Origin of the sequence: Mesobacillus jeotgali (genome assembly GCF_031759225.1) — a bacterium.
Lineage (GTDB): Bacteria > Bacillota > Bacilli > Bacillales > Cytobacillaceae > Mesobacillus > Mesobacillus jeotgali_B.
In genome coordinates this window covers 1,822,615-1,844,843 of the sequence record NZ_CP134494.1, presented here as the reverse complement: position 1 = coordinate 1,844,843, position 22,229 = coordinate 1,822,615, and the positions used below count along the sequence as shown (strand labels likewise).

Annotated in this window: 20 protein-coding genes and 1 pseudogene; 1 reads left to right on the top strand and 20 read right to left on the bottom strand. The window is 45.0% G+C overall.

Going from position 1 to position 22,229, the window contains the following annotated elements; translation table 11 throughout:
- Positions 1–91: 91 nt before the first annotated feature.
- The 17 genes and pseudogenes from RH061_RS09070 to RH061_RS08990 form a co-directional block, all read right to left on the bottom strand.
- The gene (locus RH061_RS09070) at positions 92–418 is read right to left on the bottom strand and encodes an ArsR/SmtB family transcription factor (RefSeq protein ID WP_311075528.1); all 327 of its coding nucleotides are present in this window, start codon (positions 416–418) and stop codon (positions 92–94) included.
- Between the two features lies 1 nt (position 419).
- Positions 420–833, bottom strand: a complete 414-nt coding sequence (locus RH061_RS09065) for an SRPBCC family protein (RefSeq protein ID WP_311075526.1) — start codon at positions 831–833, stop codon at positions 420–422.
- Positions 834–955: 122 nt separating this feature from the next.
- Positions 956–2,563: a ribonuclease J gene (locus tag RH061_RS09060; protein ID WP_396654890.1), complete on the bottom strand. Its 1,608-nt coding sequence runs from the start codon at positions 2,561–2,563 to the stop codon at positions 956–958.
- Between the two features lie 364 nt (positions 2,564–2,927).
- Complete coding sequence (locus tag RH061_RS09055; protein ID WP_311075524.1) at positions 2,928–4,085, bottom strand: homogentisate 1,2-dioxygenase; 1,158 nt, start codon at positions 4,083–4,085, stop codon at positions 2,928–2,930.
- A 15-nt stretch (positions 4,086–4,100) separates the two neighbouring features.
- Complete coding sequence (locus tag RH061_RS09050; RefSeq protein WP_311075522.1) at positions 4,101–5,024, bottom strand: fumarylacetoacetate hydrolase family protein; 924 nt, start codon at positions 5,022–5,024, stop codon at positions 4,101–4,103.
- 8 nt (positions 5,025–5,032) lie between these two features.
- Positions 5,033–5,644, bottom strand: a complete 612-nt coding sequence (locus RH061_RS09045) for a flavin reductase family protein (RefSeq protein WP_311075521.1) — start codon at positions 5,642–5,644, stop codon at positions 5,033–5,035.
- 3 nt (positions 5,645–5,647) lie between these two features.
- Entirely contained in the window at positions 5,648–6,739 is a 1,092-nt protein-coding gene (hisC, locus tag RH061_RS09040) for a histidinol-phosphate transaminase (protein ID WP_311075520.1), read from the bottom strand.
- Positions 6,740–6,808: 69 nt separating this feature from the next.
- Positions 6,809–7,924 (bottom strand): annotated as a pseudogene (gene hppD, locus RH061_RS09035) (4-hydroxyphenylpyruvate dioxygenase).
- A 127-nt stretch (positions 7,925–8,051) separates the two neighbouring features.
- Complete coding sequence (locus RH061_RS09030) at positions 8,052–9,371, bottom strand: dihydrolipoamide acetyltransferase family protein (RefSeq protein ID WP_311075519.1); 1,320 nt, start codon at positions 9,369–9,371, stop codon at positions 8,052–8,054.
- An 11-nt stretch (positions 9,372–9,382) separates the two neighbouring features.
- Positions 9,383–10,378, bottom strand: coding sequence for an alpha-ketoacid dehydrogenase subunit beta (locus tag RH061_RS09025; RefSeq protein WP_311076334.1), 996 nt, complete (start codon positions 10,376–10,378; stop codon positions 9,383–9,385).
- Entirely contained in the window at positions 10,378–11,445 is a 1,068-nt protein-coding gene (pdhA, locus tag RH061_RS09020) for a pyruvate dehydrogenase (acetyl-transferring) E1 component subunit alpha (RefSeq protein ID WP_311075518.1), read from the bottom strand. Before pdhA ends, RH061_RS09025 begins: the two co-directional genes overlap by 1 nt.
- 33 nt (positions 11,446–11,478) lie before the next feature.
- Positions 11,479–12,585, bottom strand: a complete 1,107-nt coding sequence (locus tag RH061_RS09015) for a Leu/Phe/Val dehydrogenase (RefSeq protein ID WP_311075516.1) — start codon at positions 12,583–12,585, stop codon at positions 11,479–11,481.
- Positions 12,586–12,646: 61 nt separating this feature from the next.
- A complete protein-coding gene (locus tag RH061_RS09010; RefSeq protein ID WP_311076332.1) occupies positions 12,647–13,036 on the bottom strand; it encodes a thioesterase family protein in 390 nt (129 codons plus the stop codon).
- 537 nt (positions 13,037–13,573) lie between these two features.
- Positions 13,574–14,368 (bottom strand): ABC transporter ATP-binding protein, encoded by a 795-nt coding sequence (locus tag RH061_RS09005; protein ID WP_311075515.1) that lies wholly within the window; start codon positions 14,366–14,368, stop codon positions 13,574–13,576.
- A complete protein-coding gene (locus RH061_RS09000) occupies positions 14,343–15,374 on the bottom strand; it encodes an ABC transporter permease (protein ID WP_311075514.1) in 1,032 nt (343 codons plus the stop codon). Before RH061_RS09000 ends, RH061_RS09005 begins: the two co-directional genes overlap by 26 nt.
- Before the next feature lie 18 nt (positions 15,375–15,392).
- Positions 15,393–16,391 (bottom strand): ABC transporter substrate-binding protein, encoded by a 999-nt coding sequence (locus tag RH061_RS08995; RefSeq protein WP_311075513.1) that lies wholly within the window; start codon positions 16,389–16,391, stop codon positions 15,393–15,395.
- 450 nt (positions 16,392–16,841) lie between these two features.
- The gene (locus RH061_RS08990) at positions 16,842–17,789 is read right to left on the bottom strand and encodes an NAD(P)H-dependent flavin oxidoreductase (RefSeq protein WP_311075512.1); all 948 of its coding nucleotides are present in this window, start codon (positions 17,787–17,789) and stop codon (positions 16,842–16,844) included.
- Positions 17,790–17,862: 73 nt separating this feature from the next.
- Here RH061_RS08990 and RH061_RS08985 point away from each other — a divergent pair, with 73 nt between their 5' ends.
- Complete coding sequence (locus tag RH061_RS08985; protein ID WP_311075510.1) at positions 17,863–18,384, top strand: gamma carbonic anhydrase family protein; 522 nt, start codon at positions 17,863–17,865, stop codon at positions 18,382–18,384.
- Positions 18,385–18,443: 59 nt separating this feature from the next.
- On the opposite strand, the gene RH061_RS08980 is transcribed toward RH061_RS08985, so the two are convergent.
- From RH061_RS08980 to paaX, 3 genes are all read right to left on the bottom strand, one after another.
- Positions 18,444–19,118, bottom strand: a complete 675-nt coding sequence (locus tag RH061_RS08980; RefSeq protein ID WP_311075509.1) for an NAD(P)H-dependent oxidoreductase — start codon at positions 19,116–19,118, stop codon at positions 18,444–18,446.
- 49 nt (positions 19,119–19,167) lie between these two features.
- The gene (locus RH061_RS08975; RefSeq protein ID WP_311075508.1) at positions 19,168–20,214 is read right to left on the bottom strand and encodes a DmpA family aminopeptidase; all 1,047 of its coding nucleotides are present in this window, start codon (positions 20,212–20,214) and stop codon (positions 19,168–19,170) included.
- A gap of 1,040 nt (positions 20,215–21,254) precedes the next feature.
- The gene (paaX, locus tag RH061_RS08970; protein WP_167832925.1) at positions 21,255–22,130 is read right to left on the bottom strand and encodes a phenylacetic acid degradation operon negative regulatory protein PaaX; all 876 of its coding nucleotides are present in this window, start codon (positions 22,128–22,130) and stop codon (positions 21,255–21,257) included.
- Between the last annotated feature and the right edge of the window lie 99 nt (positions 22,131–22,229).

Sequence of the window (22,229 nt, the reverse complement as noted above, 5' to 3'; positions counted from 1 at the left end):
CCTGCGATTGACCATCGGGGCTGATTTTAATCTGAGAGCCATTTAAAGCGATTAAACCTTTCGACATGAATAAAAGAATTTTGACACTTCATTATTCATCATCCGATTCCACTAAATGTTTAAGTGCAGATAGCCTGTTATCCCAATATAATTCGAAAAATGAAAGCCATTCTTGCAATTCCTGAAGCGGTTCTGGCTGCAAGGCATAACGAGTTTCCCGCCCAACTTTCTTGCTAGATACCAGGCCTGCTTCTGATAAGACAAATAAATGCTTATTGACGGCAGTCCTCGTAATCGGAAACCTTTCAGTTATGGAGGCAATCGGCATCTCCTTGTCTGCAAGCAGCTTCAGGATTTTACGGCGAGTTGGGTCCGCAACAGCTTGGAACACATCATATCTCGCTTGTGAAGCTGTCATATTAATCCTCGATATAGGCTGGAAGTGCTTCGTTAACGATTTTATCCCAACCATTATCCATCATTCCTTGGACAATTGTATGAGGCTGGCCAAATTCTGTAACCTTTTCAGGATCCCATCCTGAGTGAATTAAAGTAAACTCGGTTTTGGAATCAAGTTCCTTCAATTCAAATACAAGGTGCCAATCTTTTCCCCAATCAAAGCCAAGGCGATTCGGCGGCTCCAATTCTGTCACTTTGCACGGTGAATCTCCAAAAGGTCCTGCGTGCAGAATGAACTCCTTTCCTAGTTCAGCTTCAAATGTATTCGGCATCCACCAGGCGGCAATGCCTTCTGATGTTGCGACTGCTTTCCATACTTTTTCGATTGGTGCATTCAGAATAATTGTTTTACGAATTTCTCTTTGTGTATCCATACTTGGCCTCCATTGATTAATAACACTATTTGGTGTCACTTTTTCATTATATAACACCTTTTAGTGTCACGTCAATAATACGAACCAGGCACATATGATAGTACCTGGTCCATCAGGGAAAATTAAATTTCGATAATGATTGGCAGAATCATCGGCTTTCTTCTAGTCTGTTGGAAGATATGCTGGCCCACTGCCTTTTTGATTCCTTGCTTAATGACATTCCAGCGATGCACATTGTCTTCTTGAAGTTCGGTTACTGTTTTGGTCACCAACTTATTAACATCTCTCATCAGGTCCTCGGAATTTTTCACAAAAACAAACCCACGTGAAATCGTATCCGGACCGGAAATGATTTTCCGTTCTGCTTTACTCAATGTCAGGACAATGACCAGCATTCCGTCCTCAGATAACTGCTTCCTGTCCCGGAGAACGATTTCGCCAACATCGCCTACGCTTACGCCATCAACGTACGTATCACCTGCTGGAACATTTCGTGTCTGGCGCGCCTCACCGTTTTCAATGTCAACGATATCCCCATTTCGAACAATGAATGTATTTCCTTTTTCTACGCCAACAGATTCCGCAAGCAAGCGATGATGATGCAGCATCCTGTATTCCCCATGGATCGGGATGAAATATTTAGGCTTCATCAGGGTCAGCATCAGCTTAAGGTCTTCCTGGTAGCCATGACCGGAAACATGCATCCCTGTTGTGCTGCCGGAGCCGTAGATGACTTTCGCCCCGAGCTTGAATAAATTATCTATGATTTTGGAAACATCCTTTTCATTTCCTGGAATGGGTGACGCCGCCATGATGACGGTATCACCTGGATAGATCGAGACATCGCGGTAATTCCCGGAAGAAAGACGGGAAAGTGCTGCCATCGGCTCACCTTGGCTGCCTGTACACAGGATCGCCACTTTGTCAGGATCCAATTGGTCGACAACATGAGGTTCGATCAGCATACCTTCAGGAACATTTAAATATCCTCTTTCGATCGCCACATCCACTACATTAACCATACTCCTGCCAAGCAATGCTAGCTTCCGGTCCGTCTTGATCGCTGCCTCGACAACCTGCTGAACCCGATTAACGTTTGATGCAAATGTCGAAACAAAGATTTTCCCTTCCGCTTTCATGAAAGCTTCCTCAAGATGGCTTGCTACCATACGTTCAGACGGTGTCAATCCGGTGCGCTCTGCATTTGTGCTTTCTGACAGCAGCACCATTACACCTTCCGTTCCAATCTTCGCCATCTTATGAATTTCGGATTGTTCGTCATTGGCAGGCGTCAAGTCGAATTTGAAGTCTCCCGTATGGACAACATTCCCCTCTGGAGTGTGGAACACTATTCCCAAGCAATCCGGGATGCTATGGCTCACTTTGAAAAAAGAAACTTTCACCTTGCCGAAATCCAGTTGTGAGTCTGAGTTGATTTTATTGAGCTCAGTTCCTCTTAAAAGCTTGTGTTCACTCAGTTTGAGTTCAATTAAACCAAGAGTGAAATTTGTTGCATAAACAGGTGCCTTTAGCTTTTTGAAAAAGTAAGGGACCCCGCCAATATGGTCCTCGTGACCATGAGTCACAATCAGGCCGCGGATTTTCTCTCTATTTTCTTCAAGACAAGTCATTTCCGGGATAATCAAATCGATTCCCAATAAACTTTCATCAGGAAACTTCCCTCCACAGTCAATCACAAAAATATCGTCCTCATACTGGACAACATACATATTTTTCCCGATTTCATTGATACCGCCCAAGGCGAAAATAGATAAACTCACATCAGATCCTCCTAATCCGTAGTCGATTTTGTTAGTATTGCCTATTGATTTTCCGATTATTTGGTTGACCTGGAAAAAGTACATCATTTATATACCCCCAAAGCAGTACCCATACAATTTTATTGGCGATAATTTCATTTTATTGGCGATTTCCACCTATTTATTGGCGAAAAAATGATTTTATTGGCGATGTTCACACCTTTATTGGCGAAAATAACAATTTTATTGGCGAACTGGAAAAAACCGCGGATTTTTTCCAGTTTCTCCACACAAAAAAACCAACTCGCTTCATAGCGAATTGGTCGTCTTCCCCTTATTTTTCTATCCAGGTATACATATACTGGTTGTCTTCGATTTCCTTGGATTTCTTTACCGTTTTCAACGGGCGGAATGTATCGATCATGACAGCAAGCTCCAAAGTTTCTTTTTTCCCGATGCTTGCTTCTGTCTTGCCCGGATGCGGCCCGTGCGGGATTCCGCTTGGATGCAATGTAATCGACCCTTCCTTGATTCCTTTGCGGCTCATGAAGTTGCCCTCCACATAGTACAGCAGCTCATCACTGTTCACATTGCTGTGGTAATATGGAGCAGGAATCGCTTCAGGATGGTAGTCGTATAACCTTGGCACGAAGGAACATACCACATAGTTATGGCCTTCGAACGTCTGGTGGACCGGAGGCGGCTGATGGATCCGTCCAGTAATTGGCTCGAAGTCCTCAATATTGAAAGCCCATGGATACAGATAGCCATCCCAGCCGACAACATCCAGCGGGTGATGGTTCAACACATGGCGATGCAGATGGCCCCGTGTCTTGGTGATCACCTCATGCTCCCCTTTTTCAGAGAAAGTTTCGAGTGTTTCCGGTCCGCGGATATCACGTTCACAGAATGGACTATGCTCGAGCAGCTGCCCATATTCATTTCGATAGCGACGAGGAGTCGTGATCTGGCTGAACGATTCCACAATCAGCGCTTTAGTCATTTCTGAATCATCTGGCACCACACGATATATCGTCCCGATCGGGATTACCACATAGTCACCTGGGCGATAGTTCAATGTACCGAACATTGTTTCCACCTTGCCGGAGCCATGATGGAAAAAGAACATCTCATCTCCATCACCATTCCGGTAGAATAGCTTCATTGGTTCATTGATATTCGCAAACCCAATCAGGAGATCATCATTACCAAGTATATATTCCCTCCCGCTTAAAGCATCCCCTGTTTTCGCAATCTGGTCGGTTAAGAAGTGCCTGTGGTTCAGTGATTCCTGTTCCTCATATTCAGGCATGTAACTGCCGATCAATTCACTTTTCACTACCTCTGTCGGCATATGGTGATGATAAAGGATTGACTGCGTGCCGGAAAAGCCTTTCGTTCCCATTACCTGCTCGCGGAATAGCGAACCGTCTTCCTTTTTAAAAATCGTATGGCGTTTCTTCGGGATTTCTCCCAGCTGGCGGTAATACATATAAACACCTTCTTTCTAGTCTTGAATAATTTTATTTCTCAGGACACCAAGCTCTTCAATCTCAAGTTCTACTTCATCTCCGGGCTCGAGCCAGCGGTAAACATCTGTACCCAATTCGAGGATACATCCTGTTCCCACTGTACCTGAGCCGATTACCTCTCCCGGATACAGTGTCGTCCCTGCGGAAGCACGCTCAATCATCTCGCCGAAGGAATAATAGAGATCCTTCACATTTCCGCTCGAAAGCTCTTTCCCATTCACCCTTGCTATCATTTGCAAATCAAAGCCTTTCGCAGATTTGCGGGACATCAATTCATCCTTCGTGACCAGGTAGGGACCGAAGGATGTCGCAAAATCCTTGCCCTTCGCCGGACCAAGTCCGACCTTCATTTCCTTCCGCTGCAGATCACGGGCACTCCAGTCATTCATGATAAAAAAGCCAAAAATATGTTTTTCAGCATCCTCAGCCTTGATATTCCGGCCTTCCTTGCCGATGACACAGGCGATCTCCAGTTCATAATCGAGCCACTCGCAGTTTTGCGGCCGCCTGATTTCTTCCTCTGGCCCCTTGATGGCAAGATGGTTGGTAAAATAGAACACCGGGATCTCATACCATTCAGGAATCATTTCAAGGCCTCGGTTCTCCCTGGCTGTTTTCACATGCTGCTCAAATGCGTAAAAATCCCGGACGCTCTTCGGATTAGGCAGCGGCGCTTTCAAGGTGACTTCTTCAAGTGGTAAAGTCCCATTCCCTGTCTCAATGAGGGCCTTTTTGTTTTCAAGGTATTCCATAAAATGCTCTTGGTTTTCAATGAATGCCAGCATATTATCAGGCAACGTTCCGTCTGATGCTTCTTGCATATCGACAGCTTCATTCCGTGAATTGATCCACCCTGCACTCACTTTTCCGTCTTTTTTCGTAAACGTAATAAATTTCATGAAATCACCTATTTTCTTTGAAGCTCAAAGGTCTTTGCCAGCGGCAGAGTATAGGTTGCACCCGCCAGCCTTCCCACCGGATTCAATTTTTCCGAATTGATGCGTCCGTTTTCATAAAGATCATCATCGACATGTACATGGACGACCTTTCCAATGACAAGACTGCCAGACCCGGCTTCTTCCCCGCCAAAGTGAAGGACTTGATCGAGAACACATTCGAGATGGACCTTCGATTCCTTTACCCGAGATGGTTTAACTGCCACGCTGTCAACCTTTGTCAGTCCGGAAGCATCGAATTCATCGACTTCTGACGGAAATTCAGTCGCACAGTCATTCATCTGCTGAACGAACTCTTCACTGACAATATTGATGACGAACTCATTTGTGCTTTCAATATTCCTCAATGTATCCTTCTTTGCACCATCCGTCCCTCTTCTCATTGGGGAGAAGCAGACCATCATCGGATTCGCACTGATGACGGTAAAAAAACTGAATGGAGCCAAATTGGCGTTTCCGTTTTCATCTTGGCTGGAAACAAAGGCAATGGGCCTTGGCAGGACAGAACCTTGCAATAGCTTGTATGCGTCTCTCCATTCAAGTTGATCAGTTTTGATTTCCAAGGCTTACACCGCCCTTTCATGAAAAAGCTGGCTGACGATGTGCAGGATGAATTCATGGTCTTCACGGCTGCCTAGTGTGATTCTGAATGCTTCTTTATAACCCGGAAGCTGCATTTGTCTGACGAGGACACCATTTTCCGTGAGCGTCTTGATGACCGGCCTGTTCGTGAAGGCAAACAAGAAGTTGGATTGCGAAGGGAAACTATCAATCTCCAGCTCTTTGAACTTCTCTTTCAAGAAGTCTCTTTCTGCACTATTTTTAGCTGAGCAGTCCTGGACGAAAGCCTGATCCTCAATCGCTGCCATCGCTGCCGCCTGGGCCAGCTGGTTGACATTGAATACATCCCTGACTTTGTGAAGCTCTTTCGCAATGTCTTCATGCATGACACCATAGCCGACACGCAAACTGGCAAGGCCATAGATTTTTGAAAAAGTCCTCAGGATTACAAGATTTTTATATTGCTTAAGCAATGGCATCGTATCAAGATATTCCTCGGAGTCAGCATATTCAAAATAAGCTTCGTCCATGATAATCAGAACATTTGAAGGCACATTATCGATAAACTCAAACAATTCTTGTTTAGCCACAATCGTCCCGGTTGGATTGTTTGGATTGCAGACGAACACCATTTTCGTATTATTGATGATCGCTTCCTGCATTTTTTTAAGATCATGCCTGCCATCTATCATCGGAACAGTGACAGCTCTCCCGCCCTCAATTACAACATTCGTTTTATACCTAGGGAAAGTTACCTCTGCCATCACCGCTTCGTCACTTTTATCAATATACGCTCTTGTCAGCAGGCGGATGATTTCCTCCGAACCATTGGATACCATAAAATGCTTTGGGTCCAATTGATAATGGACGGAAAGTTTTTCAACAATCCCTGAAGTCATTCCGTCCGGATAAAATGCCAGGTTAGCAGATGCCTGCATGATTGCTTCCTTCACTTTTGGCGAAGTACCATATACATTTTCATTATCCGAAAGCTTCCTGACTGTCGTGATTCCATACAATTCCTTGATTTCCTCAATGCTTTGGCCGAGGGCATATGGTGTGATGCCTTCCAGTTCTGCTCTTGCTTTTACATTCAAGATTATCCCCCATTTCACAGTCGCATTTATAACGAAAAGGGAGCGAACCGCCCCCTTCTCTCCCGGCTATTAAAGGTTGCCGCGTCTTTCCTGTTCACGTTCGATTGATTCGAATAGCGCTTTGAAGTTTCCTTCACCGAAGCCTCTAGCTCCTTTACGCTGGATGATTTCAATGAACAGCGTCGGACGGTCTACAATCGGTTTTGTGAAGATCTGCAGCAAATAGCCTTCGTCATCACGGTCTACTAAAATACTAAGCTCTTTCAACTTATCGATTTCTTCATCAATTTCTCCTACGCGCTCCGAAAGCATTTCGTAGTAAGAATCAGGAGTGCTCAGGAATTCCACACCATTTTTACGCAATTGAGCTACAGTGCTGACAATGTCCTCTGTCAAAATCGCCAGATGCTGTACGCCAGGTCCGTTGTAGAATTCAAGGTATTCCTGGATTTGCGATTTGCGCTTTCCTTCTGCCGGTTCATTGATTGGGAATTTGATGCGTCCGCCATTGTGCATAACCTTGGACATCAGCGCTGAATACTCGGTCACGATATCCTTATCTGTGAAGTGCTTCATTTCCTTGAAGCCCATGACATTCGCATAATAATTAACCCATTCTTCCATTCTCTCAACATTGCCAACAACATGGTCGATGCCAATGAAACCTGCGTCATTCACAGGAACAGCTGATTCGTGCTCAACATAGCCGGGCATGAAAATACCTTTATAATCTTTTCTTTCGACTAAAGTATGGATTGTGTCACCATATGTACCGATGACTGCCTTTTTTAACGTCCCGTGTTCATCAGAAACCTCATGCGGAGGCTGGATTTCAATTGCTCCTCGCTTAACCGCTCCCTCATATGCCTTCTCGACATCATCAACAGCAAGCGCGATATCCTTAACGCCATCGCCGTGAGTTTTTACAAACTGAGCTACACGGGAAGAGTCATTGTATGTTCCAGTCACAACAAGGCGGATCTTGCGCTGCTGGAGAACAAAGGAGGCTGTTTCGCGGTTGCCTGTCTCCAGCCCGGAATAAGCAACTACCTTAAAACCAAAAGCCGTCTGGAAAAAGTGTGCCGCCTGCTAGGCGTTCCCTACATAAAGCTCTAAATAATCAACATCTTGGACCGGAAAAAAGTCTTCAGTACTTTGGCCAGATACCATAACTTTTTCTTGCATTGTAAAACCTCCTGAAAGAATATTTTTAATATTTAAAATAATTTTATAGTATTTATTCCTTGACTCTCAAGAGCGCGATGTAAAGCTATAATGCTTTTGAGCACTAAAGAGCCCGTTTACTTATCTGCTACATTAATTCCAACAGCATCATTTTCGGGTTTTCAATCAGCTGTGCGAAACGGTTGGTAAAAGCAACAGCCGTAGCCCCGTCTGCGACTCTATGGTCAAACGCCATTGACAGATTCATGATAGAACGGATGGCAATTTCATCTTGATCCGTGACAACTGGCCGTTTCTTTGTTTTATGGAAGGAAACAAGCGCTGTCTGCGGATGCTGGATGATTGGTGTAGCACCAATGCTGCCGCCCAGCGGACCGACATTGCTTATCGTGAATGTTCCGCCTGAAATATCCTTGACCGTTAACTTGTCATCAAGTGCAAGCTTTGTCAGACGCTTCATTTCACCATGGATTTGCTTCAAGTTCATTTTCTCCACATTGCGGATAACCGGTACAATCAAGCCATCCGGAGTGTCCACGGCAATTCCGATATGATGTTCACGCAGCAGCTGGATGCTCTCATTCTCTTCATCAAGCTTCGCATTAAAAACAGGGAACTCTTTTAACCCAATGGAAAGAGCTTTGATGAAGAAAGCAGTAGCAGAAATAGAGTTTCCGGCTGCCTTGATTTCTTCCCTTAAAGCGATCAACTCGCTAACATCAATTTCCTCAAAATGTGTGCAGTGAGGGATGGTGTAAAGGGACTGGACCATCTTTTTCGCAATCTGCTTCCGGCGGCCGCGGAATGGCAATGTATCCTTGTGGACGCCGGAATCATGTTCTTCGGAACCTGCTTCCGAAAGCGTCGGAGCCTGCAGTTCGGAACCTGCTTCTGAAACATTCGGAACCTGATGCTCGAAACCAGGTTTCGAAGTGTTCGCAACCCCAGCCTCTTTTAATTTAACAAAGGCCAATATATCCTCTTCGATGATCCGGCCGGCTGGACCTGTTCCCTTGACTTCCATTATATTGACACCGTTTTCCCTGGCAACTTTCCTTGTATAAGGAGATGCAAGAATTTGTCCTAACCTTGCACTCACACCAACAGGGACCCTAACTTGAGCGGGTCTGTCCAATACAGCAACCGCAGGTTCGGCTTCATTTTTTACAATGTGAGTTCCCTTTTGGAACTCTGCTGAATGATCTCCGCCGGAACGGTCTTCCATGACCAGCAGGGTAGTCCCCACTTGTACCGTTTGCCCCGGTGATAACAGCAATTCTTTAATTACACCTGAGCGGGGAGCAGGAATCTCTGCGGTCATCTTGTCTGTCTGGACCTCCACCAATGGATCATCCGCTTTGACGAAGTCCCCCGGCTTCACCAGGTAACAGTTGATGTCCGCTTCGGTCATGCCTTCCCCAATGTCGTGGAGCTTTACTTCAACCATCGGCACGCCTCCTAAAACTTCATTACTTTCTCTATTGCAGCTGCGACTCTTTTCGGCGTCGGCAGATAATGATCTTCAAACCCGAAATACGGCACAGGCGTATCATAGCCTGTCACTCTTTCTGCAGGAGCCTTTTGGTAAAGGAATGCCTCATCATTGATCAATGAAATCAAATCACTGCCAGTGCCTCCTGTCGCATGAGCTTCATGGACAATCACCGTTCGGCCAGTCTTCTGGACTGACTCTATGACAAGGTCCTTGTCGATTGGATAGAGTGTCCTTAAATCAAGGACCTCACAATTGACACCTTTTTGTTTCATCTCTTCTGCAGCCTTCATCGCAACCGGAACCATGGCTCCCCAGGAAATGACTGTCACATCTTCACCTTCAGTCAATTTCTTTCCTTTTCCTATTTCAACCGTATACTTCCCTTCCGGAACCTCACCCCGTGAGGAACGATAACTTCTCATCGGTTCTAAAAAGAGGACAGGATCCGGGTCTTCAATTGCAGCGATCATCAAGCCTTTTGCGTCATAGGCATTGGACGGACAAACTACCTTCATTCCCGGCATATGAGTAAAAAGTGACTCCGTGCTGTCACAATGAATTTCAGGTGCGCGGACACCTGCGCCATATGGGGCCCGGATTACCATCGGCACCGTATAATGGCCCATTGTTCTCATCCGAAGTCTTGAAGCATGGGTCATGATTTGTTCATAGGCAGGATAGATGAATCCCAGGAACTGGATTTCCACAACTGGCCGGAACCCATTCACTGCCATGCCGATTGCTGCACCGACGAAACCTGCTTCACTTAAAGGAGTGTCAATGACGCGATCCTCTCCATACTTTTCCTGAAGGCCATCAGTTGCACGGAATACCCCGCCATTTTTTCCGATATCTTCGCCAAGAAGGATGACCTCCTTGCTTTCACCAAGCATCGTATCAAGTCCATCGGTGATCGCCTGGACAAGGGTCAAGGTCTTTGTCTGAAGTGCTGTTTCCATCATGCTTCACCTCCGATCAGTTCAAGGTACTCCCGTTTTTGCTTCTCAATTGTCCATGTAGGCTTCTCAAAGACATAGTCAAAAATCACGGCCGGGTCGGCTTTAGGGAACTTCTCCATTTCCTGTACAGCTGCGTCAATTTCTGCAGCAGCCTGCTCTTCTACTTCCTTCACCCATGCTTCATCGTAAAGTCCTTCATTTTTCAGCCAGCGTTCCAGCCTTAGCAAAGGATCAGTTTCCATTCGTTTGAGTGCACTCTCGCCCTGGTCACGATATTTTGTAGCATCATCGGCGGTTGTATGGGATCCATACCGCCACGTCATTGCTTCAATCAGTGTCGGGCCTTCGCCATTTCGTGCACGTTCCAACGCCTTTTCCGTTTCAGCAAAAACAGCAAAAACATCATTTCCATCCACTCTCACACCTGGAATATCATAAGCCAGCGATTTTTGAGCGATCGTTGCGGAATTCATTTGTTTACTGATTGGGACGGATATCGCGTATTGATTATTCTGGCAAAAATAGACGACTGGAGATTTGAAGACGCTGGCAAAATTCAAGCCTTCATGAAAGTCCCCTTCCGAAGTCGCTCCATCACCGAAATAACAAATGGCCGCATTCCTTGTTCCTTTTTGTTTTTCTGCAAAAGCAGCACCAGCTGCGTGCGGAATTTGTGTGGCGATTGGTATAGCCGGCGGGAAGATTTTTTTTCCATCCGGCGGCACACACCCCTCGTTCCGCCCGTTCCAGAACAGTAAAATATTTCTCAAGGAGTGGCCAAACACAGTTGCCGCACCATGATCGCGGTAGGTTGGGAACATCCAATCTTCACTGTCAAGCGCAAGAGCCGTTCCTACCTGGGATGCTTCCTGCCCTTCAAAAGGCGCATATGTTCCAATTCTGCCCTGCCGCTGGAGACTGATCGATTTCCTGTCCAGCGTCCGGATCCTTACCATTTCGGAATAAAACTTCTTCACTCGTTCCTCAGTCACCAAATCTTTATATTCCTCAGACACAATGTTTCCGTTTTGGTCCATCACTTGAAAAATCGGAAAATCCTTTTCCATCGGCTCACCCTTTTTTAAAAGTCTATGAATCTATTACATCCTCACTGCCCATTTAGGACGCTTCATATGCGAGAAGAAGCTATTGCGTCTTGTTCTGGCTTCGATGCGGTTTTCGCAGAATTTATTCGCCGCTTCAACAGTGGTGATTCCTTCACTCTCTGCCTGCCTGTAAATATTTAAAAGAGAATTATAGATTGCCTTCGTCTTCTTTAAGACTCGTTCCTTATTTGGTGAATATAGCTCATCCGCTACCTGGATCAATCCGCCAGCATTGACGATGTAATCAGGCGCATAAAGAATGCCTTTCTCCTGAAGGATGTGGCCGTGCCTTTCTTCTTTGAGCTGATTGTTCGCTGACCCAACCACCGCTTTGACCTGAAGCTGGGGAATCGTCTCATCGTTAATGATTCCGCCCATTGCGCACGGAATGAAAATGTCTGCAGGCTGGGAATAGATTTCATCACTGTTTACGACCTTGATGCCCGCTCCCATTTCCTTGGCTTTCTGAACAATCTGGTCGATTGCTTTCTGGTTGATGTCGGTTACATAAAGGTCTGCCCCATTTTCAAGCAGGTACTCTGCTACCTTATAGCCAACCTTGCCCAGACCCTGGATCGCATAGGATTTCCCTGACAAATCATCCGTATCCCAAAGCGCCTTGCTCGTTGCCTGCAAGCCAAAGATGACGCCTTGAGCCGTTGGTACTGAAGAATCACCGCTGCCGCCATAAACTTCATCGACCCCAACGATGCAATTCGTTTCTTTTAGTGCATGGACAAAGTCCTCAGGATCTGTCCCCATGTCTGTTCCTGTATAAAAACGGCCCTGGATCGACTCTACAAACTGGCCAAATGCCCTGAATAATTCTGGACTCTTATCCTTTGTAGGATCGCCAATGATGACAGCCTTCCCTCCGCCGAAGTCGACGTCAGCCGCAGCACATTTATACGTCATGCCTTTGGAAAGACGCAGTACATCTTCAAGTGCATCGTCAACTGATTTATAAGGGTACATACGGCAACCGCCCAAAGCCGGCCCCAGCCGAGTACTATGGATTGCAATAATCGCCTTAAGACCCGTTGCTTCATCATTACAAAAAACTACTTGCTCATGCTCACGAATTTGTTCGAACATATCCATTGTTCTTTCCCCCTTTATTCCGTTAAACCATGTTAGCGCTTTCATTTTTGCGCAAAAATTTTTAGCTGCCTGTAAGTAATTCTGTTATCTTCTCTTTAGGAAGGATTACTTGTTTGACTTCTCCCACTCCGATCAGACGGCCTTTGCATTCAGCTTTTATTTTCGTAAGGATTGTATTTCCTTCTAGGGCCGTAACGGTTGCGGTTACAGTCACCTCAGCACCCTCGATACATGGTGCGATGTGTTTTACAGTCACAGCGCCTCCCATACCCTCTTCATGATCCTCTAAAAAGGGAATGATAATCTGTCTCGATACCCACTCCATGTGATATACCATCGAAACAGTTGAGTATACCGGGTGGACGACTTTTCCTTCAAAGCGGGCAAACATATCTGGTGTAACAATGACATCGATGGAAGCCGTATGCCCAGCGATCAAGCCATCTCGCATCATATCCCACCTTTCCAAGTTGCAAATATGTATAACGTTTATTTAACGTAATCATAACATTTCGTTAAATAAATGGTCAATAAATTGTAAGAAATTTTGGTATTTTCTTAAAAATGATATTGATATAATATTTAGCTAGCAACTTTTGTACTATAATAATGTAACTCAGCCTTATTTCAATGCATCAGAAAAGCCCTTAAAGTAATAGCTTAGAAATTTGGACGGTTGATTTCCACTCCAGGTTGCTTCGCTTTCCGCGGGGCGTGCGGTGAGCCTCCTCAGCGCCAAAGCGCCTGCGGGGTCTCACCTGTCCCGCTGATCCCGCAGGACTTTGATTGTGCTTCCTCGAACCTTCCCACGCACGATGGAAATGCGTTAGCATTTTCGGAGGAGTCTACGCACCTTCCGTTCCAATCAACCTGGTGTTGCTAAACATATTACAAAACAAATAAGAGTAAAAAAAGCCGGAATAATTCCAAAATAACGGAATCATTTCGACTTTTTCTAACCCGAAAATTTTTCAAATGTCATGTTTGTCTAGCCTAACAATGCGCGGTCGCTTGCCATTTTTGTTCCGCGGATCCGCTGGAACTCTTTTAGCAAGTCTTCGATTGTCAGCTTTGCTTTTTGCTCTTCATTTACCTCCAGGATGATCTGGCCTTTGTCCATCATGATCAGCCTGTTTCCGAGGTCGAGTGCCTGCTGCATGTTGTGCGTAACCATCAGTGTAGTGAGATGGTATTTATCGACGATTTCTTTTGTTAGATTGGTGATTAATTCGGCACGTGCTGGATCCAGTGCCGCGGTATGCTCATCCAGTAAAAGTATCGATGGTTCTGTGAATGTAGCCATCAATAGGGATAATGCCTGTCGTTCTCCTCCTGATAACAAGCCTACCTTCGCATTCAGGCGGTTTTCAAGTCCCAGGTGCAATGATTCAAGCACTTCCTGGAAAAGTTCACGACGTTTTTTCGTTACGCCCCGTCGGAGAGTACGGCGCTTGTTCCTTGAATAGGCAATCGCCAGGTTTTCTTCAATGGTCATGCTTGGAGCCGTTCCCGCCATCGGATCCTGGAATACCCGGCCAATCAATTTTGAACGGTTGTATTCAGACATGTAGGTTACATCCTTACCATCCAGTTCCACCTGACCGTGGTCTGGAATCATGACACCGGAAATCACGTTCATTAACGTTGACTTTCCGGCTCCGTTACTTCCGATGACTGTGACGAAGTCTCCCTTTTCCAGTGTAAGATTTATCTTATCAAGGGCGATTTTCTCATCTGGAGTACCCTCATTGAAGACTCTATGAATCTGATTTAAGTGCAGCACCAGCCTCACCCTTTCCTTCAGAAGGAACAGCTACCATCTGCATGTGCTCAAGCTGTCTTTTCACCTTCCGTTTTTTCTCTTTATAGCTTTCTATCATTTTCGGTGCAGTCAATGCCAAAATTACGATAATAGCTGTGATCAGCTTCATGTCACCTGGCTCGAGGAACTCTACCCTTAGTGCCAGCGTGACTACGATTCGATAGATAATCGCTCCGCCAATTACAGCGAGTGTTGTTCTAGCAATCGATTTTGTACCGAACAAAGCCTCACCAATGATGACAGACGCAAGACCGATGATAATCATCCCGATACCCATACCAACATCAGCGAAACCACCCTGCTGGGCGATCAATGCTCCCGAAAAAGCAACCATCGCATTCGAAAGACCAAGGCCAAGGATGATCATCAGGTTCGTGTTAGAAGAGAAACTGCGAATCATTCTCTTGTTGTCGCCAGTTGCCCGGATTGCAAGTCCAAGTTCTGTTTTAAGGAAGGCATCCGTAAGGAATTTGATTGCCAGCGTCACGACGATCATGAACAGAAGGATTCCCCATGTTCTAGGGAGACTGTCGCCAAGTCCCACTGCCGTCAGGATACCGTTGAAGAAACCGTCAATTCCTGTTTTATCGAAAAAGTCCCTCACCGCTGTCATGGCAGTATCGGTATTCAGCAGCGGGACATTCGATTTTCCCATGATCCTTAGATTGATAGAATACAAGGCGATCATCATCAGGATACCCGATAGAAGCGCATTGACCTTACCAACTGTATGGATGATGCCTGTCAAGCATCCAGCGATGAATCCGGCAACCAGTGCTACCATCGTAGCAGCAAATGGATTCGCGCCATTTACAATCATGATGGCGGCAACTGCAGCCCCAGTTACGAAGCTGCCGTCAACCGTCAAGTCCGGAAAATCTAGTACCCGAAAGGATAAGTATACACCCAGAGCCATGATGGCATAGATAATGCCGGACTCAAATGCTCCAAATATTGAAGTAAACAAGTTGAATCATCCTTTCTCTTATTCTTCGTAAAACTCTGCGTCGTCTCCCCATTCTTCCTTGACTTCAACACCTTGCTCTTCAGCAGCTTTTTTGTTGATTGTCAGTGTTAATGATTTCGGAAGTTCAACAGGGATCTCTGAAGCTTTTTTATTGCCTGATAAAATTTCAGCAGCCATCAAGCCTGACTGGTAACCAATGTCATAGTAGTTGAAACCGCTGGCTGCAACTGCTCCGCGCTTCATGGAATCAAGCTCGCCAACGAATAACGGGATCTTTTTACCATTAGCTACAGAAATAACAGATTCAAGTGCAGATACGACTGTATTATCCGTAGGAACATAGATGGCATCAACGCGTCCGACAAGGGATTCTGCAGCCTGCTTAACTTCAGCTGAAGTAGAGATTGAGGCTTCAACGACCTTCGCTCCATTTGCTTCCGCTAGTTTCTTGACTTCCTTAAGCTGGACTTCAGAATTCTGCTCACCAGCGTTATAAATTACGCCGATATTCTTCGCGCCAATTTCATTCGTCATGAAATCAATTGTCTTTTTCGTAGCATCCGGATGATTGTCTGTCGTTCCTGTGATATTGTCACCAGGCTTATCGAATGCTTCGACTAGTCCTGCACCGACAGGGTCTGTTACTGATGTGAAAATGATCGGGATGTCCTTCGTTGCATTCAGTGCTGCAACGGCACTTGGTGTAGCATTAGCGAAAATGAGGTCGACTTTATCGCCGACAAAATTGTTTGCGATGCTTGCTGTGTTATTCATGTCTGCCTGTGCATTCTGGAAGTCATACGTTACATTGTCACCCTCTTTGAACCCTTTATCCTCAAGGGCTTTCTTAAAACCCTCAGTGGCAGCATCAAGCGATGGATGCTCCGCGAATTGAGTCAGGCCAATCTTGTACTGATCTTTGTCTGAAGAACCATTTGATGCTTCATTTCCTCCGCAGCCAGCCATGAACAAGGCACTGGCAAGAACAAGAGAAATAGCTTTTACTGATTTTTTCATATAAATCCCCCTTGAATATTTTTAACCGGCAGTAAAACTATGTAGACTTACACTTGCAAGCAGCCGGAACACACCAATTTAAACACAGCAGGCAAAGATTTTGATGACTTTTTTGAAAGCGATTCCAAAAAGTATGATATTCACTATAGACACCGTAAATATAACGTTATATTAACACCAGCTATAATTTGAAGTCAACAAAATTCCGAAAATTTAGTATGTTATGATTTTTAATTATTAAACCATCACTTTAGGAAACTATCAAGATGTTTTTTAAAAATAATATAACTTTTTCGCTTTTAAGCACGAAAGTGACTGTTAAACCTTGTATTTAACCGCTTTCATTCATTTTTCACAAAAAAAACATTCGGTAATGTTCTTGATTTAAAAAGCAATATTTCAAGTATCATAAAAAAGCATGCTTCCAATTGAAAGCATGCCTTGAAAAGATTATAGTAATAATTCGGCTATTCTCAGACGATCCTTTGCTTCTTTTACCATACGATCAAGTAATTCCTGTACGGATGGGATATCTGAAACCAGTCCAGACACCTGGCCCCCATTCATGAAGCCGTTGTCCTCACTGCCTTCCAGTGCACCTTTTTTATGTAGTTCCTCAGTCGTCAGTTCGGCGAATTCTTCAGGTGTAAGACCCTGTTTTTCTGCCTCGAGCAGTTTGCCTGCATAAGAAGTATTCAACAGCCTGCGAATTCTGCCTACAGATCTTCCGACTATAACGGTTTCATGGTCACTTGCCTGCAAAAGTTTTTGCTTGTAGTTTTCATGGAACGGAGCTTCCTTTGTGGCGATGAACCTCGTTCCCATCTGGACGCCACTCGCTCCAAGCGCAAGCATAGCGGCAAGGCCCTTCCCGTCACCAATTCCGCCAGCTGCAACAACCGGTATGTTCACCTGTGCAACAATCTGAGGAATCAGTGCCAGTGTCGTTGTTTCAAGGTTCGAGTTAATACCGGCAGCTTCATATCCCTCAGCAACTAGAATATCAGCGCCTGCAGCTTCTGCTTTCTTTGCTTGTTTCACAGAGGCAACAACGGTAATAATCTTGACTCCAGCCTCTTTCAGCTTAGGGATGAAAGGAGCAGGATTCCCTGCTGATAATGTTACTGTCTGCACTTTATGTTTGACAGCCAGGCGAAGGATTTCCACCACATTCGGCGAAACACTTAATGCTACATTCACCGAAAAAGGCTTCGATGTCCTCGATTTCGTTTCAAGAATAATTTTCTCCACTTCTTCAGCAGGCATCGTACCGGCGCCTATTGTTCCAAGCCCGCCAGCTTCGGAAACAGCAGCTGTTAAAATGGCATTGCTGATATTGCCCATTCCACCCTGGATGATTGGATATTTTATGCCCAGAACAGAAGTAATTCCATTCACAAAAATTCCCCCTTCGTTAAATTAATGTTATACTAGTTCTAAAATTATGACAATTGAAAAGGGGGAATTTTCATTGATTCTAAGTTATTCTGATAAGAAACCGGTCGTGGATGAAACCGTTTTTCAGGCACCGGGAAGTTTTATCATTGGAGACGTGAAAATCGGCAAGAATTCCAGCGTGTGGTTCAATGCTGTTCTGCGCGGTGATGAGGACACGATCACCATCGGCGAAAGCTGCAGCATCCAGGATAATGTCACATGCCACCTTTATGAAGGCTCTCCTCTAGTGATTGAAGATGAAGTCACTGTCGGCCACAATGCAATCCTTCATGGCTGCACCATCAAAAAACGATGCATTATTGGCATGGGCTCAACTATCCTTGATGGAGCTGAAATCGGGGAAGAGTGCATCATTGGGGCCAATACTTTGATACCAGCGGGGAAGAAAATCCCTCCACGCTCTCTCGTTGTCGGCGCACCGGGTAAAGTCGTGAGGGAGATCGGCGATAAAGACCTGGAGCTGATTCAATTATCGATCGATACATATGTGCAAAAGGGTAAGGAATACCGGGAAAGCTTAAAAAATATCACCTAAAGACAAGAGCCAGGCAAATGCCTGGCTCATTGTTTTTCAGTTACAAAATCTCTCTTCTATTAAACCCATTTGACGATGTCATCCAATGGTCTTCTTGTCTTCGGATTCGGTTCTTTTACACGATAGCCGAACGCACACATGACGGAAATTCCGAAATGGCCATCTTCAAGCAATCCCTCATCTGCCAGAAGTTTGTTCATGTTTTCAAAATTGAAGCCCTCTATTGGACATGAATCAATTCCTATTTGCGCTGCCGCTGTCATCATATTGGCCAGGACGATATACGTTTGCCTGCAAGCCCAATCAAACAGCGGGCGGTCTCCGTCGAGCAATTTAAAATCAGACTTTTGGAATTCCTCGATGCGCTTGAGATAATTGGCCATGAATTCCTCAGGCATCTTTTTCTTGTTTCTGAAATGATCCTGAAGATATTCTGAATCATATTTAGTATCGACTTTCGTCCTCGCCAGGAGGATCACAAAATGGCTTGCTTCCGGAAGCTTGCCAAACGCTCCCCAGGCAGTATTTTTTACTTTCTCGCGAAGCTCCTCACTCTGGACCACTAGAAAGCGCCATGGTTCAAAACCAAAAGAGCTTGGAGATAACTGACCTGTCTCCAGGATAAAGCGGAAATCTTCTTCTGGAATCTTTTTGCTTGGATCGAATTCCTTTGTGGCATGCCGAAAATGGAAAGCCTCAAGAATCTCTTGCTTCAACGTCTCTTTGTCACGCATATGTATCTCTCCTTCCATGTTTTGCTTTTTTAAACTTATCATATTTCTTTTAAAATTGGCTAGAAAAAGGGTAAGCCTCTATGACTCTCCCTTTTCTCCCTTTAGTCGAATAAGCCTGTGATAATGAATTCAGGATAGCTTCTTCTGTTGCTTCTGCTGAAGCCGTGAAGAGATCGTTCATCAAGGGATGATCATCCCTGATGGTGCTGCTTGTTTGCATGGTATCTCCTGACTCATGCATCGATTTATTGGCAGTTGAAAAAGCAATCACAATATCGCCACTTCCATGACTGAAATGGCTTCCGGTCCGGCCTAGGCCAATTCCACATCTCTTTGCAAGGCGCAACAGCTGGCGATCGCTTAATGGGACATCGGTTGCAAGGATGATGATAATGGAACCGTCCGCTGTCTCGGAAAGTCCTGAATGTATTGATCCAATACCGTAGTTCCTTGTCTTGAATTCTTCCTTTTTGCCAAAATTGCTGAGCACTAGACAGCCAATAGTATACGGAACATCTGAATCAATCATTCTTGATGCCGTCCCAATGCCTCCTTTATGGCCAAAGCACACCATGCCTTTTCCTGCACCTACGGCCCCTTCCTCTGCTGGATCCACTGAAGCTTTCATGATTGCTTGTTTGGCATGTTCCGGCTTAACCGGAAAAAGGCGGATTGAGTTTAAATAACTGTCATTGCATTCCCCGACGACAATATTGATGGTGCCAGTCGTCTCGCCAATCTCTTCATTTTGTTCAAGCATGTGCTCCAGCGTTCCCTGGGTTACTGCCGGCACTCCAAATGTATTTGTCAGCATTATTGGCGACTCAATTGTTCCGAGTTCATTCACCTGGACGAGACCAGTCGTTTTGCCAAATCCGTTCAGGACATAGCTCGCAGCCGTAACTTTCTCCTTGAACAAATTACCGCCATGCGGCAAGATTGCCGTCACCCCGGTACAAGCATACTCCTCACCTTTGTCATCCAGTGGGAAATCAAGGGTCACATGGCCAACCTTCACACCCGGCACATCGGTTATACAATTATTGATCCCAGGGAACATCCTGCCAACTATTATGCCTCTTTCTCGAACTTTCATATTCTGCCTCCCAGGACTGTTATTTTAGATAAATCGCGTATGTAATCTAAACAAATGAGATCAGCTTCAGAAATACCAGGGGTGTCCTTATTCGCACCTACTTCTGACAGCTTTTCCTCTTTTCACTGCAAACCTGTCAGAACTTCGAGCTTCTTCTGACAGCTTTTCCTCTTCCCACCGCAAACCTGTCAAAACAATGAGCTTCTTCTGACAGCTTTTCCTCTATTCACTGCAAACCTGGCAGAACTTAGGGCTTCTTTTGACAGCTTTTCCTCTTTTCACTGCAAACTTGTCAAAACATCGAGCTTCTTTTGACAGCTTTTCCTCTTTTTACATCAAACCTGGCAAGACTTCGAGCTTCTTCCGTCACCTTTTCCTCTTTTCACTGCAAACCTGGCAGAACTTCGAGCTTCTTTTGACAGCTTTTCCTCTTTTTACATCAAACCTGTCAGAACTTCGAGCTTCTTTTGACAGCTTTTCCTCTTTTTACATCAAACCTGTCAGAACTTCGAGCTTCTTCTGACAGCTTTTCCTCTTTTTACATCAAACCTGGCAAAACTTCGAGCTTCTTCTGTCACCTTTTCCTCTTTTCACTGCAAACCTGGCAGAACTTCGAGCTTCTTTTGACAGCTTTTCCTCTTTTTACATCAAACCTGTCAGAACTTCGAGCTTCTTTTGACAGCTTTTCCTCTTTTTACATCAAACCTGTCAGAACTTCGAGCTTCTTCTGACAGCTTTTCCTCTTTCCACTGCAAACCTGTCAGAACATAGGGCTTCTTTTAACAGCCTTTCCTCTTTTCTCACCAAACCTGTCAGAACTTCGGGCTTCTTCTGACAGCTTTTCCTCTTTTCACTGCAAACTTGTCAAAACATCGAGCTTCTTTTGACAGCTTTTCCTCTTTCCACCGCAAACCTGTCAAAACATCGAGCTTCTCCTGATAGCTTTTCCTCTTCCCAATACAAACCTGTCAGAACCTAAAGCTATTTAGGACAATATGATTGAATAAAGCCATCCAAGACAGGGCATGGATGGCTTGTTGCTATTCTAGTATATACGGGTGGTCCATGACGTTATAGTCCACGTCTTTATGTTTGATTTCGTTTCCTTCTTTGAAGACGGATTCGAAAAAGCGGGATGCTGGTTCTGCTAGTTCTTTGTAGTATTCGCTGAACAATGCGGCGGCGTGGCTTCCGAGCCATTTTTCCGGTAAAAGTTCTTCAGGAAGGCCCGGGTCGAAGAAGAGGAACTTCCTGTATTCATGGACCAGCTTCGTGCGCTCGACGAAGCATTCTGCATCAGACATGCTGCCCTTCTGGATTTTGTTTTTATCGATGATGTATTTCTGGCTGTACTCGCTGATGAATTCCTGGTATTTCGCATTTATTTCCTTCAGGTCCCAGCTTTTTTCAACAAGGCGCAGATTTTCATGAGGGCCCTTGTACTCGGCAACAAAGAAATCAACATATTGCTCGATTTCATACTTCTCGATCAAATCCCTGACCTGTCTCTCGAGATTATTAGCTGAAATCCAGAAACTGTTCGACATCGATCCAAATCCGCTCCAAATCAGTTCTTTGCGCAGTTCATCACGGACATTGCGGATTTCTTCAGGAATTGTGTACATGAGGATTCTCCATTTTCCATCCCATTCCTCTGGCTTCAACTTAAAAATACGCTTGCCTGCCTCGTCGATCCTTTTTTGGCCGCGCGGTGTCAGGGAATAATAGCTCTTGTTGCCAATCTTTTCGGCCTGCACCCAGCCCTGCTTGTTCATGCGTGAAATCGCCGCTCTTACCGATTGGTCATTGTGTCCAAATTCATTCAGCAGCCGAATCAGGCTCCCAATCCAAATTTTGCTCCCATAATGGGAGATATAGTCACCGTATAAGGTAAAAATCATTGATCTAGTATTCAAGCTTATGTCATCCTCGTCCGTTTTTATTGTACGTAATAAAACCGTTATAGAATATTTTACAGTATAATCATTATTTTGCAAAAACTTTTTACTCAAAAA